The organism is Paenibacillus sp. AR247 (genome assembly GCF_002968895.1).
Lineage (GTDB): Bacteria > Bacillota > Bacilli > Paenibacillales > Paenibacillaceae > Paenibacillus_AQ > Paenibacillus_AQ favisporus.
Window position 1 is genome coordinate 32,397 of record NZ_PCZT01000009.1, and the last position, 19,907, is coordinate 52,303.

The 19,907-nt window shown below is 51.9% G+C and carries 20 protein-coding genes and 2 pseudogenes; 12 read left to right on the forward strand and 10 right to left on the reverse strand.

Annotated elements, in window-relative coordinates; translation table 11 throughout:
- From CPT76_RS39150 to CPT76_RS07965, 12 genes and pseudogenes are all read left to right on the forward strand, one after another.
- Positions 1-544: NmrA family NAD(P)-binding protein (locus CPT76_RS39150; RefSeq protein WP_258168190.1), on the forward strand; the 544-nt coding region annotated here is incomplete at its 5' end.
- A gap of 48 nt (positions 545-592) precedes the next feature.
- Positions 593-1,075, forward strand: coding sequence for an anthrone oxygenase family protein (locus tag CPT76_RS07920; RefSeq protein ID WP_105442523.1), 483 nt, complete (start codon positions 593-595; stop codon positions 1,073-1,075).
- Positions 1,076-1,146: 71 nt separating this feature from the next.
- Complete coding sequence (locus CPT76_RS41925; protein ID WP_146116185.1) at positions 1,147-1,275, forward strand: zinc-binding dehydrogenase; 129 nt, start codon at positions 1,147-1,149, stop codon at positions 1,273-1,275.
- 249 nt (positions 1,276-1,524) lie between these two features.
- Positions 1,525-2,693, forward strand: a pseudogene (locus CPT76_RS07925) (cation:proton antiporter).
- Between the two features lie 491 nt (positions 2,694-3,184).
- Complete coding sequence (locus CPT76_RS07930) at positions 3,185-4,135, forward strand: ABC transporter permease (protein WP_105442524.1); 951 nt, start codon at positions 3,185-3,187, stop codon at positions 4,133-4,135.
- Between the two features lie 18 nt (positions 4,136-4,153).
- Positions 4,154-5,029 (forward strand): carbohydrate ABC transporter permease, encoded by an 876-nt coding sequence (locus tag CPT76_RS07935; protein ID WP_105442525.1) that lies wholly within the window; start codon positions 4,154-4,156, stop codon positions 5,027-5,029.
- A gap of 38 nt (positions 5,030-5,067) precedes the next feature.
- Positions 5,068-6,708 carry an extracellular solute-binding protein gene (locus CPT76_RS07940; RefSeq protein WP_105442526.1) on the forward strand — a complete coding sequence of 547 codons (1,641 nt, stop codon included), beginning with the start codon at positions 5,068-5,070 and terminating at the stop codon, positions 6,706-6,708.
- Positions 6,709-6,966: 258 nt separating this feature from the next.
- Entirely contained in the window at positions 6,967-8,487 is a 1,521-nt protein-coding gene (locus CPT76_RS07945; protein WP_105442527.1) for a cache domain-containing sensor histidine kinase, read from the forward strand.
- Entirely contained in the window at positions 8,373-8,723 is a 351-nt protein-coding gene (locus CPT76_RS41930) for a sensor histidine kinase (protein WP_374954664.1), read from the forward strand. Before CPT76_RS07945 ends, CPT76_RS41930 begins: the two co-directional genes overlap by 115 nt.
- A complete protein-coding gene (locus CPT76_RS07955) occupies positions 8,716-9,522 on the forward strand; it encodes a response regulator transcription factor (RefSeq protein WP_181152736.1) in 807 nt (268 codons plus the stop codon). The genes CPT76_RS41930 and CPT76_RS07955 overlap by 8 nt, the downstream gene beginning before the upstream one ends.
- Before the next feature lie 15 nt (positions 9,523-9,537).
- The gene (locus CPT76_RS07960) at positions 9,538-10,629 is read left to right on the forward strand and encodes a glycoside hydrolase family 88/105 protein (RefSeq protein ID WP_105442530.1); all 1,092 of its coding nucleotides are present in this window, start codon (positions 9,538-9,540) and stop codon (positions 10,627-10,629) included.
- Positions 10,630-10,775: 146 nt separating this feature from the next.
- Positions 10,776-11,832, forward strand: a pseudogene (locus tag CPT76_RS07965) (nucleotide disphospho-sugar-binding domain-containing protein).
- 73 nt (positions 11,833-11,905) lie between these two features.
- On the opposite strand, the gene CPT76_RS07970 reads toward CPT76_RS07965, so the two are convergent.
- From CPT76_RS07970 to CPT76_RS08005, 10 genes are all read right to left on the reverse strand, one after another.
- A complete protein-coding gene (locus CPT76_RS07970) occupies positions 11,906-12,682 on the reverse strand; it encodes a glycerophosphodiester phosphodiesterase (protein ID WP_105442531.1) in 777 nt (258 codons plus the stop codon).
- Positions 12,679-13,278, reverse strand: a complete 600-nt coding sequence (locus CPT76_RS41285; protein ID WP_308737542.1) for a CehA/McbA family metallohydrolase — start codon at positions 13,276-13,278, stop codon at positions 12,679-12,681. The genes CPT76_RS07970 and CPT76_RS41285 overlap by 4 nt, the downstream gene beginning before the upstream one ends.
- Positions 13,209-13,697, reverse strand: a complete 489-nt coding sequence (locus tag CPT76_RS41290) for a CehA/McbA family metallohydrolase (RefSeq protein ID WP_308737543.1) — start codon at positions 13,695-13,697, stop codon at positions 13,209-13,211. Before CPT76_RS41290 ends, CPT76_RS41285 begins: the two co-directional genes overlap by 70 nt.
- Complete coding sequence (locus CPT76_RS37140) at positions 13,694-13,849, reverse strand: hypothetical protein (protein ID WP_181152737.1); 156 nt, start codon at positions 13,847-13,849, stop codon at positions 13,694-13,696. Before CPT76_RS37140 ends, CPT76_RS41290 begins: the two co-directional genes overlap by 4 nt.
- Entirely contained in the window at positions 13,846-14,691 is an 846-nt protein-coding gene (locus CPT76_RS07980; RefSeq protein ID WP_105442532.1) for an ABC transporter permease, read from the reverse strand. Before CPT76_RS07980 ends, CPT76_RS37140 begins: the two co-directional genes overlap by 4 nt.
- Positions 14,688-15,851, reverse strand: coding sequence for an extracellular solute-binding protein (locus CPT76_RS07985; protein WP_105442533.1), 1,164 nt, complete (start codon positions 15,849-15,851; stop codon positions 14,688-14,690). Before CPT76_RS07985 ends, CPT76_RS07980 begins: the two co-directional genes overlap by 4 nt.
- Before the next feature lie 51 nt (positions 15,852-15,902).
- Positions 15,903-16,928 carry an ABC transporter ATP-binding protein gene (locus CPT76_RS07990; RefSeq protein WP_105442534.1) on the reverse strand — a complete coding sequence of 342 codons (1,026 nt, stop codon included), beginning with the start codon at positions 16,926-16,928 and terminating at the stop codon, positions 15,903-15,905.
- 33 nt (positions 16,929-16,961) lie between these two features.
- On the reverse strand, positions 16,962-17,786 hold the full coding sequence (locus CPT76_RS07995; RefSeq protein ID WP_105442535.1) for an ABC transporter permease: 825 nt from the start codon (positions 17,784-17,786) through the stop codon (positions 16,962-16,964).
- A 34-nt stretch (positions 17,787-17,820) separates the two neighbouring features.
- The gene (locus tag CPT76_RS08000; RefSeq protein ID WP_105442536.1) at positions 17,821-18,825 is read right to left on the reverse strand and encodes a LacI family DNA-binding transcriptional regulator; all 1,005 of its coding nucleotides are present in this window, start codon (positions 18,823-18,825) and stop codon (positions 17,821-17,823) included.
- Positions 18,826-19,446: 621 nt separating this feature from the next.
- Complete coding sequence (locus CPT76_RS08005; protein ID WP_105442537.1) at positions 19,447-19,797, reverse strand: helix-turn-helix domain-containing protein; 351 nt, start codon at positions 19,795-19,797, stop codon at positions 19,447-19,449.
- Positions 19,798-19,907 lie beyond the last annotated feature (110 nt).

Consider the following 19,907-nt stretch of genomic DNA (forward strand, 5'->3'; position numbering starts at 1 on the left):
TTTGTCTGGCCGAGGTGAGGAGGAAGCTCAGCGGAGCGAACTTGCGCTGCAGAATTCCGGCGCCGACTGGACGATCCTCCGCTGCAGCTGGTTTTGCCAGAATTTCAGCGAGAGCTTCCTGTATGACATGGTACAAGCGGGAGTGGTAGCACTGCCGGCAGGAAGCGTGAGAGAACCGTTCATTGATGCAGACGATATTGCAGATGCAGTCGTCTCGGCTTTGACAGATGACCGGCATATCGGGCAGCGGTATGAATTGACGGGTCCGCAGGCAATTACTTTTGCGGAAGCTACGTCCTTGATCGCTCAAGCCTGTCAGCGGAATATTCGGTATGTCGAGCTTACTTCCGAACAATTCCTATCCATGCTTACACAACAACAAGTACCTGATGAGTATATAACACTGCTGTCTTATTTGTTCTCCACCGTGATGGATGGCCGAAACGAGATTCCGGCGGATGGCGTGGAGCGAATACTAGGAAGAAAGCCAAGGGATTTCTTCGACTTTGCACGGGAGGCGGCTACAGACGGAGCTTGGGGTTAAAACAATAATTTAGCAAAGCGGTCCATCAAATCGTAGGAGGACATATCCGTGGTGAATTTTTTATATTATCTGACCTTCGCGTCTTCGTTAGGATCCGGATTGCTGGCCGGCGTATTTTTCACCTTTTCGGCATTCGTGATGACGTCGCTTTCCCGGCTTCCTGCAGAGCAGAGCATTTCTGCCATGCAGTCGATCAATTCGACGATACTGCAATCGTTATTTATGCTCGTCTTTATGGGGACCACCATCCTAAGCGTCGTTTTGGGCGTTGCTTCGTTCTTCAAATCGGGCACCCATAGCGCGGTCTATGTAATCATTGGCAGCTTGTTTATTTTTGTCGGAGTGTTTCTGGTTACGGCCATCTTCAATGTTCCGCTTAATAATTCCCTAGCAGCTGTAAGTCCGGGGGCTGCCGAGGGAGCGCAAGTATGGAGCGAGTATATTGCCGGCTGGGTACCCTGGAATCATGTAAGAACGATTTCCTCCATCGCAGCCCTGATTTCCTTTATGATTGCTATTCGTAAATGGTAATCATGTTACCTCAATGCCTGTAAACCACTGATCCTGGATTTTTGAAGATGCGGCAACGATCGCAGGACTGATTGCTAACGGGACATTTAAAGCCCTCGATCGATGCCATTTTTCCGCTGAGTCAAGCTAAGAGCGCTCTGGAGAAAAGCGAAACCAGACATGGACGCGGCAGAATTTTACTCCATGTAAGCTCAATTTAAGATCAGACCTTTCCAATTTGTCATCATTCATTTTTCAAATACGACTGCGCTTTATTGATTACAGGCAATTTGCATAAAAGTATTTAATCATGTATAATATAAGAAATTCATACATCGGAACACCGGAGGAGCCTGTCACGACAGGCTCTTTCTGCGTTCTTGTAGGAGAGCCCTGTCGTTGACGGGCTCTTTTTGTGCTTTTTTCCGGATATGATGGTGGAGTTCAAACCCGAAGGAGGCGCTTAAATGTTGGAAATGATGCTATACTTGGCTATTATTTTGCTCGCTACCAAACTGCTTGGGGACTTGTTCGTCAGGCTAGGTCAGCCTGCTGTTCTGGGAAAGCTGCTTGCTGGCATTCTTGTCGGTCCCGCTGTGCTTGGCTGGATTCATCCGAATGAATTGTTATCCATTTTCTCTGAAATCGGCGTCCTGCTGCTGATGTTTATGGCGGGTCTGGAAACGGATGTGGATCAGCTGCGAAAAAATTGGAAGTCGGCGTTCGCCGTAGCGGTTGGAGGCATTATACTGCCGTTTATCGGCGGCTATGGGGCCGCATCTGTTTTTGGCCTGAGCAATAACCAGGGACTTTTCCTGGGCTTGCTGCTGTGTGCCACTTCAGTTAGCATTTCCGTTCAGACTCTGAAAGAAATGGGCCGGCTGAACACAAAGGAAGGCACAACGATCCTGGGTGCAGCGGTTGTGGATGATGTCATCGTCGTCGTCCTGTTGGCTGTGATGATGAGCTTGCTTGGCACCGGTCACGACATCTCCCTTGGCCTGCTCATCGGCAAAAAGCTGCTGTTTTTTGTCGTTGCTATCGTTGTCGGCTGGCTGGCGGTGCCTTGGTTCTTGAAGTTTTTTGCACCTCTGCGCGTAACAGAAGCCGTCATCAGCGGAGCGCTTATCGTGTGCTTTGCCTTATCGTATTTTGCCGATCTCATGGGGGTAGCCGCCATTATTGGCGCTTTTGCGCGGCATTTCCGTTTCCGGACCCGTTCAAACATGACGTCGAGGACCGCTTAGAGCCGGTGGCCTATTCCATCTTCGTTCCCGTATTTTTTGTCAGCATCGGTCTCAACATTACGTTTGAAGGTGCTGCTAACCAGCTGCTGTTCATGAGCGTCATTACGATTGTTGCGATTCTGACCAAACTGCTTGGAGGCGGGCTGGGCGCCAAGCTTACCGGGTTTAACGGCCGCTCATCGCTCGTGATCGGGTCGGGAATGATTTCTCGCGGAGAGGTAGCTCTCATTATAGCGGCAACGGGTCTGGAGTCCGGACTGCTGCAGCAGAAATACTTCACCTCCGTTGTTATTGTCGTGATATTGACGACGCTTGTCACGCCGCCGCTGTTGAAGACGTTATTTTCGGGCGGAAAAAAGAGTGGAAACCAAGCGTCAAGGGAGAACGCGTAATTGGAACCTGCAGCAGATGGAAGATAACTTTGGAGGTCCCCTAAAGAACTTGATAAGGCTTTAAATTGGTCAAAAAAACGATCCCCGCTTGTTGAGCGGGGATCGTTGCGGTTGGAATCAGGATAACTTGCAGACAATGGCTTATTTGATAAAGTTGAGGCTGCTGGCCATATCTTATTCATATCGTGCTGGCCGTTCAGTCAGGCTACTATTACTATAATCTTAGAACATCATTGTCAGATTTCCGACTTTTCCCCGGTATTATCATCCTTCGCTCCGGTTTTCCACGTTCAAGGAAGCCGGTATTCTTAAACATGTAAGCACTTCCATTCTGGAAGGCAGCGGCGGAACAGGAATCGGTGTTCATCCTGTAGACCAACGTTCCTACTACGAATGGATAGGTGCAACCGGTTATCCCGTAAGTGGCAGGTGTAGTGCCGCAGAGGTAAATGCGGATTGTCCGGGATAGGAAGTAGGATGGAGGAGGGACGATGGAAATCGTTACTGCGGGAATTCCCGCTAGAACGGAGAAGCCGCGAAGGCGGCTGCTAATGAAGATATGGAAATACAAATGGCTGTACGCCTTGCTGTTGCCGGCACTGGCCTGGGTCATTGTGTTCGATTACTTGCCTTTGTACGGCATCAGCATCGCGTTTATGGACTACAACGTCATCCAAGGATTCGGGGCCAGTAAGTGGGTGGGTTTCGCACATTTCAGGGAGCTGTTTGCGTCTGAGATGTTCCTGAACGCTTTTCGCAACACACTGCTCATCAGCCTGTACAAGATGATCAGCGGATTTATCTGTCCCATTTTGTTAGCGCTGTCGCTAAATGAAATTCGGACCAAGTGGTTCAAGAAGACGCTGCAGACGGCCGTCTATCTGCCGCGTTTCGTGTCCTGGGTTGTCTACGGCGGCATCATTACGCTGCTGCTTTCGCCGGAGACCGGCGTGATTAACAAAATCGTCGAATGGTTTGGCGGCAAACCCGTATATCTGCTCGTCGAACCTGCGTATTTCCGAATCATTCTCGTCGTCACCGATGCCATGAAAGAAATGGGCTGGGCAGCGATCATTTATTTGGCCGCCATCGCCGGGCTGAATCCCGAAGTGTACGAAGCCGCGGTGATGGACGGAGCGACGAGGTTTCAACGCATCATCCACATCACGCTCCCGGGCATATCGAGCACGATTATCGTTATTTTCATCCTAAGGGTCGGCTATCTGATGAGTGCCGGCTTGGACCAGGTGCTCAACCTGTACAACCCGATGGTGTTCGAAGTTGGCGACATTCTCGACACCTACATCTATCGGGTAGGCATCGAGCAGTTCAGCCTCAGTCTCGCGGCGGCGGCAGACGTCATCAAGGGAATCATCGGCTTCGCCATGGTGCTGATCGCCAATCAGATCGCAAAGCGAATCAATGATTCCGGCATTTTCTGACAAAGGAGAATCCGAATCGTGAAGCTCACTCGAGGCGAATCCATTTTTATCGCTACCAACTATTTCGTACTGTCGCTCATTACGCTTATTATCATGATTCCGTTCTGGTATGTTCTATGCGTGTCCGTAACGCCATACTCGATCTTCAGCGAAAAGAACGGGCTGGTGCTGTTTCCGACATCGCTCAGCTTCGATTATTTCGCTTACTTGCTCAAGAAGGGATCTCTCATCTATAACGCTTATGGGGTGACGATCCGTAATACAGCCGCCGGTGTCCTGCTTGCGCTTCTGCTCACAGCTGCGGCTGCTTACTCCCTGGCGGAGAAGAAGCTGCCCGGGCGGCGGATCATCATGCTGATCTTCGTGTTCACGATGTTGTTCAAGGGCGGTTTAATTCCGACATATATCACGATCAAAAATTTAGGTCTGCTGAACACGGACTACGTACTGATCTTGGTCATGGCCTTTAGTGCCTTTAATATGATCATTATGAAATCCTTCTTCGAAGGTATTCCAGACAGTCTTAAGGAATCTGCTGCAATTGACGGGGCATCCGAGATCAGGACGCTGCGTTCGATCGTCCTCCCGATGTCGATGCCGGTCATTGCCTCGATTGGCTTGCTCTACATGGTTACGTACTGGAACGATTTCTTCAATGCGCTTCTGTATGTCACGGACTGGCACAAAGCGCCGGTGCAGCTCGTATTGCGCACCATCATCGCGAGTTCCAGCCTGCCGCCTGAATTGCTCGAAGCGGCAGGGAGAACGCCGCCGCCCACGATCGGAATCCAGATGGCGGCCATTGTCATCGTAGCGCTGCCGATGATGGTTCTGTATCCGTTCATTCAGAAGTATTTTGAACAGGGCATGCTGATCGGTTCAGTTAAAGGGTAATCAACCATTTAAGTGAAATTACAGGGGGATGTCTGTATATGTCAAAGACAGTTAAACATTGGGGTTACGGCGTACTCGCCGCCTTACTTTTGGGAACGCTTACGCTGTCGGGATGCGGCAGCAACAACGATGGAGGCGGGAGCGCAAGCCCCGAGCCGGGAAATCCGTCAGGTACGTCTGAAGCGACTGCGGAACATTCGCCTTACGAACTGAAGTGGCTGAAGGCACAGGATATTTCACTGCCATATGACCCTTCGAAGGACGCGGTAAAACAAGCAATCGAGGCCAAGCTGAATATTAAGATCATCCCGGAGATGGTCGATGTCCAGCAATACAAAACGAAGCTGAATCTCAAGATGGCAAGCAGCGACATTCCGGACGTGACGAAGATCGATTTTGCCGATGACTTTCAGAAATACGCGCAGCAAGGCGCTTTCGTTGATCTGACCGACCTCATTAACGAAAAGGACACGCCGAATATTATGAAGGAAGTACCGCCGGATGTGTTCGAGCAGGCGAAGGTGAACGGCCGCATCTACGGGATTCCGTATCAGGGCGGGCCGGGGGCGGGGTATCGCTGGGACTTGGTCATGCGTAAGGACTACATGGAGCAGGCAGGCGTTTCCGTACCAAAGACGCTTGACGAATATTATAACCTGCTGAAAAAGGTCAAGGAGCAGCATCCGGATGTCATTCCGCTCGGGGGTTATACGTCCCAGATCGGACAGGTAAAATTCGCAAACAATTCCTTCGACAACGTGTTCGGCGCGTTCGGTGTCACACCCGGTTTTTTCACAGAGAAGGATGGGAAATTCAGCAACTATGACATCGATCCCCGGATGCGGGACGCGCTGCTGTTTCTCCAGAAGATGTACAAGGAAGGGCTCATCGACAAGGAGTTTTCGACGATTAAGGAAGAGCAGCTGCGGGCAAAAATTTTCAGCGGCAAGGTGTTCTCCTGGATGGGCTGGTGGTCGACGGCCAGCGATTACGACACGCAGATCGAGACCAATGAGCTGATCAAGAGCGGCAAACTGGCCAAGGACGGTTCACTCCCGAATCAGGCTGATCAGCCCTTCAAATACTTGACTTTGACCGGGTCACTGCTGGGGACGGACGGTACGGCCGTTGCGCCAATGGGGGCACCATTCTCGCAGATGAATGCCATTAGCGCAAAAACAAAAGACCCGAAGCGCGTACTGTCGATCATCGAGGATTCGCTATCCGAGGAGAACCAGATGTTGACCGTCTGGGGCATTGAAGGCGAGGACTATTCCCTCGTAGACGGGAAGCTTAAGACGAACACGACCCTCGTCGATCCGAAGACACAGCAGGATCCGAAAGGCAACTTCAGAGGCACGCAGAGCTATCTATTCGCTCCAGGACTGAAGGGCTGGCCGCATTACCTTGAGTCGCTGCCACTGCGGTTCTCCGAAGCACTCGGCGTCGCGATCAACAATGAGCATCAAATCACCGACGCTTCCAATTACCTTGAATCGCCGACGAAAATCGCCAAGCTGACAGAGCTGGATACGATGCGTGACTCGGTATTCACTCAAATCATTATGGGTGCCGACATCAAGAAGTTCGACGAATTCGTAGAGAAGTGGAAGTCGCAAGGGGGCGATCAAATTCTGAGCGAACTAGAAGCTTCCTATCAGAAAAAAGCAGGCAAGTAAAAACGTGAACGTCAGCAGCCTTCCTGGTGTAATCCGGCCATGCCGGAAGCATTGGGGAGGTGCTTTGCCGTTTGAATAGAGAACGTCTCGGTTTCAGAGGAACGCAGCGGTCGAAAGTCGCCAGCATCTCACGATATTGCAGGAGATTTAGGCGGAGAGAGGGAAGAAGCTAAATAAAGCGTTCGCCTCCACGATGATTATAGATTGTGATTTACTTGGAGGTTTAAGGAAAACAATTTGGCAAGGGAGGGTTTGGTGATGGTCACGAAAAAGCGCCACACCAGCTTGCTGGCCCGAATCAGTCTGCCGGTCTTTGCGCTGGTCGTGACGGTCATCGCCCTGTTCGCCGCTTCGGCAAGCTACATTCTCATCCGGGTGCAAAATGAACACACGCGTCAGATGGCGGAACAATCAATGAAGTTCGTACACCGCAATCTAGAATATCAGCTGGACACAATGAACAATATGGCCGCCTTTCTGCTGTCCAACCAATCGATCGAAAATTTGCTCGAGACGGAGCATTCAGCGCCCTACGAAGCGGTCAACGACTTCTTCACCCTGCAGACGAATTTGCAGAATCTGTCTCTCTTGTCACTGTTGAATGATGCCAATTCCGGCAGTATCGTTCAACAGACATATGTCGTCGCCGTCGCGTTGGAGCCGGAGAGCGGCCTGTACACCCTCGCGACCGACCATTTCGACCCGGTGACCGGCATTTACAAATCGACGGACCTGCAGAACGAGAGCTGGTATCGTGATCTGATCTCCGGAGGGCGTCGCAACGTCTGGTGGGGACAGAAGGCCGGACGCTCGGGGACAGCGATGATCTATTCGGCGACCAAGAAAATTAGCACCAAGGACGGCCGCGTGATCGGCACCGTCATGATCGGGGCGGATACCGGAAGCATCCGGAGCCTGTTCGAGAACGCTGCGTTGACATCAGGCTTTCACCTTTTGGTGGATGAAGAAGGACGCGTCATTTACAGCGAACGGTATGCATTTCTCGAACCGGCCGGCGGGCTTCCGTTCGTTCGATCGGCCAACTGCGATGGAAGCTCGGCCGACGCGAAAGTCGAAGGGACGGTGCACCGTGTCACGTGCGTAAAAATGGACAATGGCTGGAAGCTTTTGACCGCTGTTCCAAAGAGCCACTTCGGCAGATACACGTTTGCCATCTCGGCGATCGGCGCTTTGGCTGCGATCGCAGCCGTACTGATCGCAGGACTGTGGCTGCGGCGTATCGTCATACGGGTAACCGTTCCGATTACCCGGCTCGTTAACGCTGTTCAGCGTCCCGAAGTGCTTGCATTCCGTGAGCCGCTGCCCAAATTGAAGTCAGGCATTCACGAGGTCGAGACGCTGAACGAGAAATTCGCGTCCATGCTGGTTACGCTACACGGCCTGATTGAGAAGAGCTTTGAGGAGGAGATTGAGCGCCGCCAGCTACAGTTGGAACTGCTGAATGCCCAGATCAACCCTCATTTTCTATACAATACCCTCGATCTGATCAATTGCCGTGCCATTTTGGCTGGAGACCGGGAGACGAGCGCGATCGTGCGTTCGCTGGCCAATACGACGATCTGCTCGCCGAGTTTCATATCGCTTCCGATCTGCAGGACATCGTCATTCCTCACTTTATTCTACAGCCGCTTGCGGAGAATGCCATCGTTCACGGCTTTGCCGGGCGAACGGACGATTGCCGGATCGCGATTTCCGCACAGGCGGAAGGGACTACGCTTATTCTGCGCGTCGAAGACAACGGAAAGGGCTGCAGCATAGAGGAGCGCAATCGTGTGCTGTGGGAGCAGGACTCGGGGGAACACGGATTAACGTCAAACTCATCTGCCGAGAACGGTTATGGAACGCTGAACGTGCATCGGCGGATACAACTGCAATGCGGGCCAGGCTTTGGGTTACGCTACGTGCCCGTGGACGAAGGAACATGCGTTGAAGTTGTACTCCCGTTGCGTTCCCATGTTCAAATCGACCCTGAGGAGGAATCGCCTGATGTATAAACTGCTGATCGCCGAGGACGTCAAACTCGTCCGGGAGACGCTGTCACGCTCCATCGACTGGGAGCGGCTCGGCATTGAACTCGTCGGAGCCGCCAAGAACGGAGAGGAAGCGCTCGAATGGCTGAAGCGCGATCCTCCGGATCTGCTGCTTACCGATATCGGCATGCCGAAGGGGAATGGCCTGGAGCTGATTGAGGCGTTCCGGGCCAGCAAGCCGGACATGAGGTGCATCATCCTGTCGGGGCTGAACGAATTCGAGTACGCGCGGCAGGCGATCAAGCTGCAGGTGCAGGAATACATTATGAAGCCGATCGATCCGGAGGAGATCGAGCAAGTATTCGCCAGAATCGTTGCGGAGCTGCACAAGGAGCGGGAGGAACAGCGCGGTGTCGAGCTTATGGAACAAAGGCTTAAGGATCGCCTGCCCAATTTGGCCCAGACGCTGCCAATGGCTGAGTGGTCCGGCAGCCTCAAGAAGAAGAAGCTCGTCGAACAAGCGATCCAGGCCATTCGTGAAAATTATTCGCGGAAGGATCTGTCGCTTTGGGACGTTGCAAGTGGGGTTGGCCTTAGTGAGAAGTATGTAAACGCGCTGGTCAAGGAAGTGACCGGCATGACGATCAACCATTGGATCGTCAAACTGCGTATGGAAGAGGCGGCCCGGCTGCTGAAGGACCCCGCGAATCGGATTTACGAGATATGCGACCGGATCGGTTATGTTGACCAGGACCATTTTCGCGAAACGTTTAAGAAGCAGTTTGGACTTACGCCTACAGACTATCGAAACAACTACATATAAAGGAGCGATCAGGGAATGCAAATGGATCAAACGGACCTGAAGGCTGCGGCGGACCGCGTCTACCGCTATCTGATGTTCAGCAGTCCGGAGAGCTGGGGCGGACACGAATGGGCTGAATGGGCGATGGAACGGAACCGCTGGGATTGGAATCCGGGGGTCGGTTTAATCGCGGCAGCCGATTATGGAGCCTTCTGCGGAGCGAAAGGGATGTTAGAGGCAGTGGAAGTCTGGACGGAGCACAATCTTGGCGGGTCCGAGAACATAAAGGTCATTAACTCCCTCGCACCCTACGCGATATTCCCTTTACTCTTCCGACAGACCGGTAACCGCTTCTACAAGGACAAGGCAGAGGAGGTGGCGCTTTGGTTAATCAAGGAGGCACCGCGAACAAGAAATGGTGCATTTGAGCATACCGTCACTGAGAGTGCCTCGTTTAGCGAGCAGGTATGGGCTGACACCGTCTTCATGGCAATCCTCTTCTTGGCCCGGACGGCCCGGTTAACAGGGAGTAAAGTGCTTGCGGAAGAAGCGATGAGTCAGACGCTGCTGCACCTTCAGACGCTGCAGGACGAGGAGACGGGGATGCTATTCCACGGTTGGAACGGCGAGACGGGGGATTGGATGTCCGCCGCACGGTGGAATCGGGCTAACGCCTGGATTGCCGTTGGCGTGCCCATGATTGCAGAAGAGGCGGGCGAACTGTGCGGCGACATGAAGCTGATCAGCGAGCTCCGCGAACGCTATTCGCGATTAGCCGAGGCGCTCGTCCGCTGTCAAAATGAGAGCGGCTTGTGGCCGACGGTCTTGGACCGCCCCCACTTTTATGAGGAGACGTCGGGTTCCGCCGGCATCGCCTGCGGATTGTACAAAGCGGCACGCGCCGGATGGATTCCTGCGGAATTGGCACTTACCAGCGCTGATCGCGCAGTCGCCGCCGTTCTCACGCAAGTTCGTGAGGATGGCGCTGTCCTTGGCGTCTCGGGAGGTACGCCAGTGCTGGGTAGCGTCGAGGCATACGATCATGTCCCGACTTTTCCAACGCTTTACGGCCAGGGGCTCGTTCTGCTGCTGTTTGTGGAGAAGCTGCGGATGATCGCTTCAGCATGACGATGTCGCATGATGGATACATTAATGACGCGAATAGGGGCATCTGGTTGACCTGCAGACCATGCCCAAGAAGACGAGGCTTGTTGAAACAGACCAGCTTACTGACATAGGGTTTACCATTGTAAATCCGGAAAGGAGCATTGAATATGGCACGCGTACTATTTATTAATGCCGGATCCGAAGGGCATATCAATCCGACGATTGGCGTTGTTCAGGAGCTGACCTCGCGCGGGGAAGAGGTTGTGTACTTTTGCATCGAAGCTTTTCGGGAGAGGTTAGAGAAAGCGGGAGCGGTCGTTAGAACATTTGACGACCAGAAATTTATCAAAGCCTTTATCTCCGGCGGAAGAAACTATTTGCTGGAAAGGGTCAACGGTCTCTTTTGCAGAGTCCAAACCATCTTTCGACCATATGATGGAACAATTTTTTAACGATGTCCCTGAAGAGATCACTAAACCGATCAACGATAAGTATCAAAGCCTGACGGCCATGATCCAGCAAAAATATGGCGTCGAGATCCATTCTCCTTACGAGGCGTTTTGTAACCCTGCATCACTTACGATTGTCTATACAGCAAGGGAGTTCCAACCGGGAGGGGATACATTCGATCCGTCGTATAAATTTGTGGGTCCATCCATCACTTCGCGGTCCATGGAAGATGACTTTGACCTTTCCGAAATCCAGGGGAAAAGCCCGATCTACATTTCACTGGGCACCGTCATGAATCAGGCGCTGGATTTCTATAAGCTTTGTTTTGAGGCATTTGGAAGTTCCGATCATACGGTTGTTATGTCGATCGGGAGTAAAACCCCGATATCCGATTTAGGAGACATCCCGGATCATTTCATCGTCAAAAGTTATGTTCCGCAAACGGAAGTGCTGCAGTACGCCCAACTATTCATTACTCACGGCGGGATGAACAGTGCCCATGAAGGCCTTTACTTCGGGGTACCGCTCATTGTCCTCCCGCTCAGCGCGGATCAGCCGGTCATCGCGGGGCAAGTCGCCCGGACCGGTGCGGGCATGACCTTAGACATGCAGAGCTTGACGGCCCATCAGCTGCGGGAAGCGGCAGACCTGGTATTAAGCCGCGCTACATTCAAGGAAGCCGCCGCAAGGATGGGCGAATCCTTTCGCAAATCAGGTGGTTACCGGCAAGCGGTCGATGATATTTTCGAATTTAGAGATCGGCATTCGAACTAAGGCGGAAGATCTCCGTTTATCCGCTGCTGATGAAGAGTGGCAAAATGAGATCGTACAGCAAAAGGTCCCGGAATTATTCCGGGACCTTTGTTGTTTCCGTAGTCAAACTTCTCTTGAGCCGGACCAAAGCATCAACGTTCCGCGTCGTTATGGAGGCGACCCCCATACTTGCGAACCGTTCCATCCATGTCTCCTCATTGACGGTCCACACGAAAACCGGAAGCGAGCGGGCTGCAGCCTGTTCCAACAGTTCCTCCCTGACCAGCTGGTACGGAACATTGAGGCCGATGCAAGCTGCGGCAGCTGCATCCTCACAGGTACGACGGACCGCATCCGTATACTCTTGGGTTAGAAAAAGCTCCGTGTCGACATTGAGCAGCTTCCTAAGCTCCAGATGCGTTTGCTGCACAAGCATGGCCCGGGCGGGTCCGCAGCCTGTCAGCAAGACTTGGTCCACCATCTTGTAGTGATGAATGAGCGCCGCAGCCGCTTCGATGCTGTCATCGGTTTTGAGATCCAGATTCGCGGTGATACCGGCAGCCTGGACCCTGGCCAGCATCTCATCCAGCCTTGCGATCGTCATCGTCCCGGATTTGCCGGCGTAGTCTACGCTGAGAACCAGCTCCTTCAGTTCCGCCATATTCATTTTCGAAATATGAATGAGCCTGCCGTCCTCCGTCCGCCATTCATCATCATGGGCAAGCACGGCGATCCCGTCTCTGGTGACCCGGACGTCTTCTTCAATAATGTCGGCACCAAGCCGGATGCCGGTCTCGATCGAGGATAGCGTATTATCGAGCGTATCCATACAGCCGCTGTGTGCCGTGATCAGTGGAAATTGCGCTGTCATTTGGCGTTACCGCACCTCCCGGTTTCATCAAAATAAATGGGGTTGGTAAAGGCAATCATCGTGCGGATCCCGCGGATTGTTCCCCACAGCTCCGCTCGTACCCACCGCAATCCTTCGCGTGAAAGCGTCACATTGCAGCCCTTGCTATCTGCAGCATAGGGGAGTTCCGATACCATACCAAGATTGCTGTGAAAGCGCAAGGTATAGATTTGTTCCGGGAGCTCCCAATGCTCTTTCCGTGCCTCGAAATCGGCAGCTGCCTTCAGTTCGATCATGTGATCCGGCGAAGCTCCCTCTGGGACGGCATCCCCTATGCCGTAAAGTTGGCCGCCGAAATGGACGCCAAGATCGAGCCGCGGACCAAGGGTGACGGAGGCTCTTCCAGCGGAAAGGGCGGCGACCGCCTTGTCGGTGATCGAGCCTTCATGCTCTTCCATAAGCAGGTACGTGACGGACAGCGGTTCATCCGTCTGTTCCTGGCGGTGCCAATCCCGGCCGGAAGTCGCCGCGATCCGGAAGCCTTCGTTCAGCTTGTCGGTCCAGAGGCGAAATGCGCGGGCGTTGTATTTTTCAGCGGGGCAAAGGTCGTGGACCACACTTCGATATAATCAAGGTCATTCCAGTCACGGAGCTCGAATTCCCAATAGCAGCCAGTGCACATGGGACTGCCGGGGCGAAAAGGGTGGGCCATGCCGGCGATACCGCCTTGCTCGTGCACCCGGGCGAGTCCAGCGTGAATGTCACCAGGACCTACCGGACGCCAATCGATATAGTCCTTCACGCCTAGCGTCACCATATGTCCGAAAAAGGTGGTCCATTCCATGCCTTGAATGATGTTCATGCCCGTCTGCTGCTCAACCGTCTCTTTATTCCATAAGCCGGACATCGTGTTGTGGTCCGTCAGGGCGATGCAGTCAAAACCAAGCGCTTTTGCGCCGGCAGCCAATTCTTCCAGGCTCTGACTTCCATCACTGTGAAAGGTATGAGTATGAAGCTCACAAGCCATCCAGTTCATCCACGGTCCTCCTCATGCCAGATTTGCAGCGAGTAGCGGCAGTCGTCCGTCACGATGGCATGCAGGCTCCCAGAAAAAAACGGTAAAGCGATATGCGTCTTGGAGCACTCCAGCGTTACAGCTCCCTGTACGTTCACGAGTAAAGTATTCATGATGAACGCACGCTTTCTTCTTTGATCATGGAGCGGATATAGAAATATCCGACAAAAGAGCAAAGCAGGAAGGTAAAGAAAGCCGTGGCCGCCGCCAGCTGGCGGTCCTGAAACACACTGAAAATTTGCTCCATAGACACGCCCAGCATTTGCGGCGCATTGGGTCCAATCAGAAAGGGAGCGGTGAAAGAACCGATCACGCCCATAAATACAAAGGTAAGGGCGACGAGCAGCGTCTTGAACGTCAGCGGCAGAATGAGCCGGAAAAAGATTCTCATCCGTCCGGCCCCCACATCCTTTGCGCTTTCAATGACTGCATCGGGTACGCCCGACAAGGCTGAGCCCAGCAGCATCGTCGTAAACGGAATATTAAACCAAAGATTCGCGAGAATGATGCCCTTCATGTCAAATATAATCCTTGGAAAGCTGTCCGTGCCCAGATGGTACAGGATCCTTGCCATCCAGCCATGGTTGCCGAGAAGCTGAATCAGGCCGTACGTCGCAATGACCGATGGGATAAAGATCGGGATCATGTAGGTGCGCCGGATCCACCGTACCGCAAAGCCGTTATTGAACCGCATATACACAGCCAGCGAATAGCTGATAAGCAAAACCAGGATGGAGGAAACAATGGTAATTTCCAAGGTGAAAATAATGTTGGAGCGCATCAATTTGTCCGTGAACAAATAGGCGTAATTGGATAAATCATACCCGCCGTTCTCATTCTTCAAGCTTTCGCGGAGCGAACTAATAATCGGGATGACGACAATCAGCACCAGCACGAGAAAGGAAGGAAGGACCATGGAAATGCCCAGGATCCCTCTTTTGAATGATTTACTCATTGTGCAGCCACTTCACTTTGCCAGCGTTTGTTAATATCTTTGTCCAGATCGCCGATGTTGAACGAACGGAATCCTTCGGAAGCGCCTTTAAAGGAATCCTGAACTTCCTGCGACATGTTCGTCAGCTTGATGCCCGGGAAGCCGTGCATTTTATCGACGACGACATTCTGGGCTTCAGGCGACAGCACAAAATCAAGGAATTTGTACACAGCGTCTTTCTTCTCGGATAATTTCGGTACCATCAAGTAAGTCGGTCCGCCGTTAAATCCAGGCGTGATTTGTGTGATTTTTGTCGTTTCCGGGAGCTGTCCTTTGTCCAGCTGATCCAGCACCATGTCGGACCAGGCCGGAATCATGTCGACTTCGCCGCTCGTCAGCAGATCAAGCGTACCTTGGTTTTTCTTCGGATAGATGCCCTTACCGTACATGTATTTGCCCAGATCCTTCAAGAGGGAGAACCCTTGATCCCATTGGCTTTCGATGCTGGGATCCGTGTTGTGAATCGCGTCTTCGGGCAAAAATTTGTAGATGCTGGTCGTGACGAAGGAACTTCCTGCACCACCGGTCGACGGATCGTTGTAGGCAAACCGCTCCGGATGGCTGCGGATCCACTCATATACGTCGTCCAGCGTTTTCGGCACATCCTTGACGGTTTCGCTGTTATAGGCAAGGACAACCGCCGAGGAGCGATAAGGGATCGCGAGGTTAGACACATCGTTCAGCGTGTTTTGGTCCACGTTGTTCAAATTCGGAATATGGTCCGTGCTTAAATTGTCCCATAAATCGTCCTTTTGCCCTTTGGTCACTACCCCGAGGCCATCTTCAAAGAGGTCAATATCACCCGAGCCTTTGCCGGATTGCTTCGCGGCAAGAATGCGGTCATAGGTCGGCTGCGCTCCGGTACCCGATGGCACGTAGACGGCTTTAACCTTGATGTCGGGATTCTTTTCTTCGAACATCGGAATCAAATTTTTCCACAAATCGTCCACGTTCTGTGATCCCGAATAATAAAACGAAAATTCGACCTGTTTGCTTGACGTACCCGTACCTTCAGCAGTCGAACTCGCGCCGCTGTCCTTGCTGCTGCCGCAGCCGGACAGCAGAGAAGCCGCGAGGACAAAAGAAGTAACAAATGCAAATGCCGATTTCTTATTCAACATGGAAGTAAACCCTCCTATAGGTTTGTAAAGTTGGTTGATTCCGATTACGCCTTACGGATACGCGATAACCTTCGCAAACTGAACGGATACGGACTGCCCGTTAGACAGTTCATTGATTTGATCGCGCGCCTGGAAGGCGCGGATGGTGCCATAACCTTGTACATCGACGGAAACTTCGGCATAATGCCCGAGGATCATGATTTGCTTGACTGTGCCCGGCAGACCGCTGCCGCCGGCCAGATCCAGAATAATATCTTCCGGCCGTACGGCAACCGTGACATTGCCCGTGAGACGGGAGGGGTTCGGGAAGCGGATAGAACCAACCGTAATTTGATCTGCGTCAATCACCCCCTTTACGAAGTTCATTTTCCCGATGAACTGGGCCACATAGAGCGACTTCGGCGCATCGTAGATCTCCTGAGGGGAGGCGATTTGTTCAATGTTGCCGTGATTCATAACGACAATCCGGTCCGAAATCGATAATGCTTCTTCCTGATCGTGGGTGACAAAAACCATGGTCAGGCCGGTATTGGCCTGGATTTCCCGCAGTTCCTCGCGCATCTCGTGCCGGAGCTTCGCATCCAGTGCCGAGAAAGGCTCATCGAGCAGCAGGACGGCGGGATTCAGCAGGAGCGACCTGGCAACGGCAATCCGCTGCTGCTGGCCTCCGGACAATTGAGCAGGGAATTTACTGCCGGCTCCCGGAAGACGAACCAGTTCCAGCACGTCCTGAATCGCTTTTTCCCTGTCCTTCTTTTTGATTTTGCGGATTTTCAAGCCAAACGCGAGGTTATCATGGACCGACATATGCGGCCACAAATTGTAGCCTTGAAATACCATGGAAGTAGGCCGTTTCTCCGGCGGAACCTTGACCACGCTTTTTCCTTCGATCAAGATGTCTCCCGAGTCCGGCTCCAGAAAACCGACCGATGCTGCGAAGCACGGTGTTTTTCCGCATCCGGAAGGCCCGAGCAGTGTGATCAATTCTCCTTTCTGCACGTCCAGCGAGATATCCGATACTCCGTCGCCGGTTTTATAGCGTTTGGACAGGTTTTGAATCGATAACTGAATGTTCATAGGGACCTCCTTAATACATCTATCGCGATCTATTTATTTGATCTGGAAACCGCTCGCCAGCACGTCCGCGCTGACGAAACGCTGGGCAGCCACCAGCAGGATTATGGAAGGCGCCGTTAAAATGATAGAGAACACCGCGCCGGCATACGCCGGATAATCGCTGATAATCGAATACATGACGATCGGCATCGTTTTGAAATCGGGAATACCGACCAGGAAGGTGCCCTGTGCTTCATCGAGGGAATTCAAAAAGGTGAAGATCGAAGCCACCAGAATCCCGGGCAGGGCCATCGGCAGCGTAATGCTGCGGAACACGCGGAAAGGGCTGGCGCCGACGTCTCTCGCAGATTCTTCCTGCGCCGTATGAACGTTCCGGAACGCGGAAGTCGGGATCCACGTCATGAACATCAGCACATTAATAATGTGGATCAGGATGACCCCCGCCAGCGTGTTCATCAGACCAAACTTATAGAACAGCACGGCGATCGACACGTACAGGCCCATTTTGGGGAAAGCATGGGTGAGGAGGAAGGAGAACAGGAAAAATCGGCTTAACGGAAAACGGATCCGGGCAAATGCGTACGCCGCCGGGATGCAGAGCACGATCGATATGCCCGTCACCAGCGCTGCGATCACAAAGGAAAGCCCGATGGATTTGGCGATGTCCTGCTGCTGAAAGACGAAGATCCACCATTTGAGCGACCAAACGGAGGGAAGCAGATCGGGATAATTCCATTTGCCTGTGAAGGCCAGGATCGCCAAATTGAGCAGCGGCCCCATAAAAAAGATGACAAACACGACAAGGGCAACAAATTCAAAGATTTTTTTTGGTCCGATGGCTTTGAAATACCAGCGCATGGATCAATCTCCTTTCGTTTTTACTAATATGGATTTAAGTAGATTGACGAATAATCAGTTCGGGCACCAGCTCAATATCCAGCTCGTTAACCGGCTGCTGGTCAATCAGCTTGTCCAGGAGGGTGCAGGCGGTTCTGCCCATCGCTTCCGTGTCCACCTTGATGGTCGTTAGGGAAGGTGTATAAATGGAGGCGACGTCGATGCCATCAAAACCGATAACAGCCACTTGGTCCGGAATGCGGACCGATTGCTCAATCAAAAATTTCATCGCACCGAGCGCAATCATGTCATTCGTCGCAAAGAGGGCCGTATAGCCTCCTGACTTGAAATCAGGCCAATGCTGCTGCATCATTTCGTATCCTTGCTCAAAGGTAGAGGCCTGCGGGTAGGCAAGCGATGTTGGATCGAGAGGAGATCCAATACCATTCAAATAATCGCGAAAGCCGTGCAGCCTTAAATAATGGCTCCGGTGGGTCTGCGGTCCGGCCAACACGAAGATTCGCCTGTGCCCTAGACCGGTCAAATATTCGGCTGCCATCATGCCTCCGTCCTGATCCCGGTTAACGACATGTACCACATTGTCGACATCGGTAGATCCGTTCACCATGACGTAAGGAATGCCGAAGTTGTGAATATAATCGATCACATTTTGCTGCAGCCGGCTGATCAGAATGAGTCCGTCCACGCGTTTCTCCAGCATAAAATCGGCGGATCGAAGCGACATCTCATGATCCGTCGTCACAAAGACGGAATAGTTCATGCTGGCTGCGGTCGCCAGAATGGCATCCACAATTTTGCCGTAAAACGGGTGGGAGGCAATCGGGTATTCCCTGCGGTAAATCAGGACTCCGATGTTGTGCGTCCGCTGTGATACCATGGCCCTGGCTACAGCGTTCGGCTTATATTGCAGTTCTTCAATGACTTTAAGCACCGCGTCCCTTGTTTCCGGGTGGATATACCCTTTTCCCGAAATGACTCTGGATACGGTTGACTTGGACACCCCGGCTAACTGGGCAATTTCCCGGATCGTATGACTCATGTCTAACCCCGCTTTCTGAATGTGAGACCGTTCCCACATCCCAAGATTAACTCGTGAATGTAAGCCGCGTATGAAATGAATTGGCGATCATTATAAAAGCCAATCTCGATGAAAGCCTTTTAATAATCCATATTTAGGGAAAATGACATTAGAACCGCTTCGTTAAGCTTTACATCCGGAAGGAGCAGCATCGTGCCCGGAACGCTTCAAGGCCCAATACATGAATGCTTAAGCTCATTTCGGTTCGATCCCGAACGAGAGGAGTTGGCTAAACGTGGATTTTGTAAAGTGTCGGATTGTAAAACATTCGTAAAATGGATTTCTGCTGTCGTGGAACCCATTCGATCGAACCAAAACGTCGAAATCGGACCATTCAAAGAGAAGCCAAGGGCTTCCCTTCTATGAATTTTTAGACCAAGTTCGCATTTGAGATGGTGAAATGAAGGTGATATGAAGGGGAGTCTACTTTGAAAATAAGCATGCCCGGGTAAGAGGGAGAATGAAGGAACAATAGCAGGGGAAGGGGAGATGAAGACGGGTTGTATAATGCTGCGAAAAGAGAGAGGGGAGGCATATAAATCTATCGGATCTCATTGTGGTAGGAGGCGACTTGATGGTTTGTTACCAGGTGCAGTCCTCAGCCGACTGTAAGGAGTCTTGAAGAAAGTGTTTTGCGTCGTCTAATTTTTTCTGTAATTCTTCTATTTCATTCATTTTCTCTTCGATGATTTTCAACTGTTGTTCTCGCGCAAGTTCTTTTCGGGAAAGGATATCCTTAATCTCATGAATCGAAAAGCCGGCTGAGAGTAGTGATTTAAGACTCATTATGAATGGGATTATTTTTTCGTCATAGGTTCGGTAATTATTTTCATCTCTTACCATGTAGGTCTCCGGGATAATCCCCTTTTTTTCATAGTATCGAAGGGTTGAAATCGGCAAATCCACCATTTTGGAAACGTCGCTAATCTTCATCGAAATCACGCCAAATCCTTTCTTGCTATGAACTATAGTTCATAGTTTATGCTTTCCTCATGATAACTTAATGAATTTCAAAGGGTCAAATGAGTTATCAGAATACACAT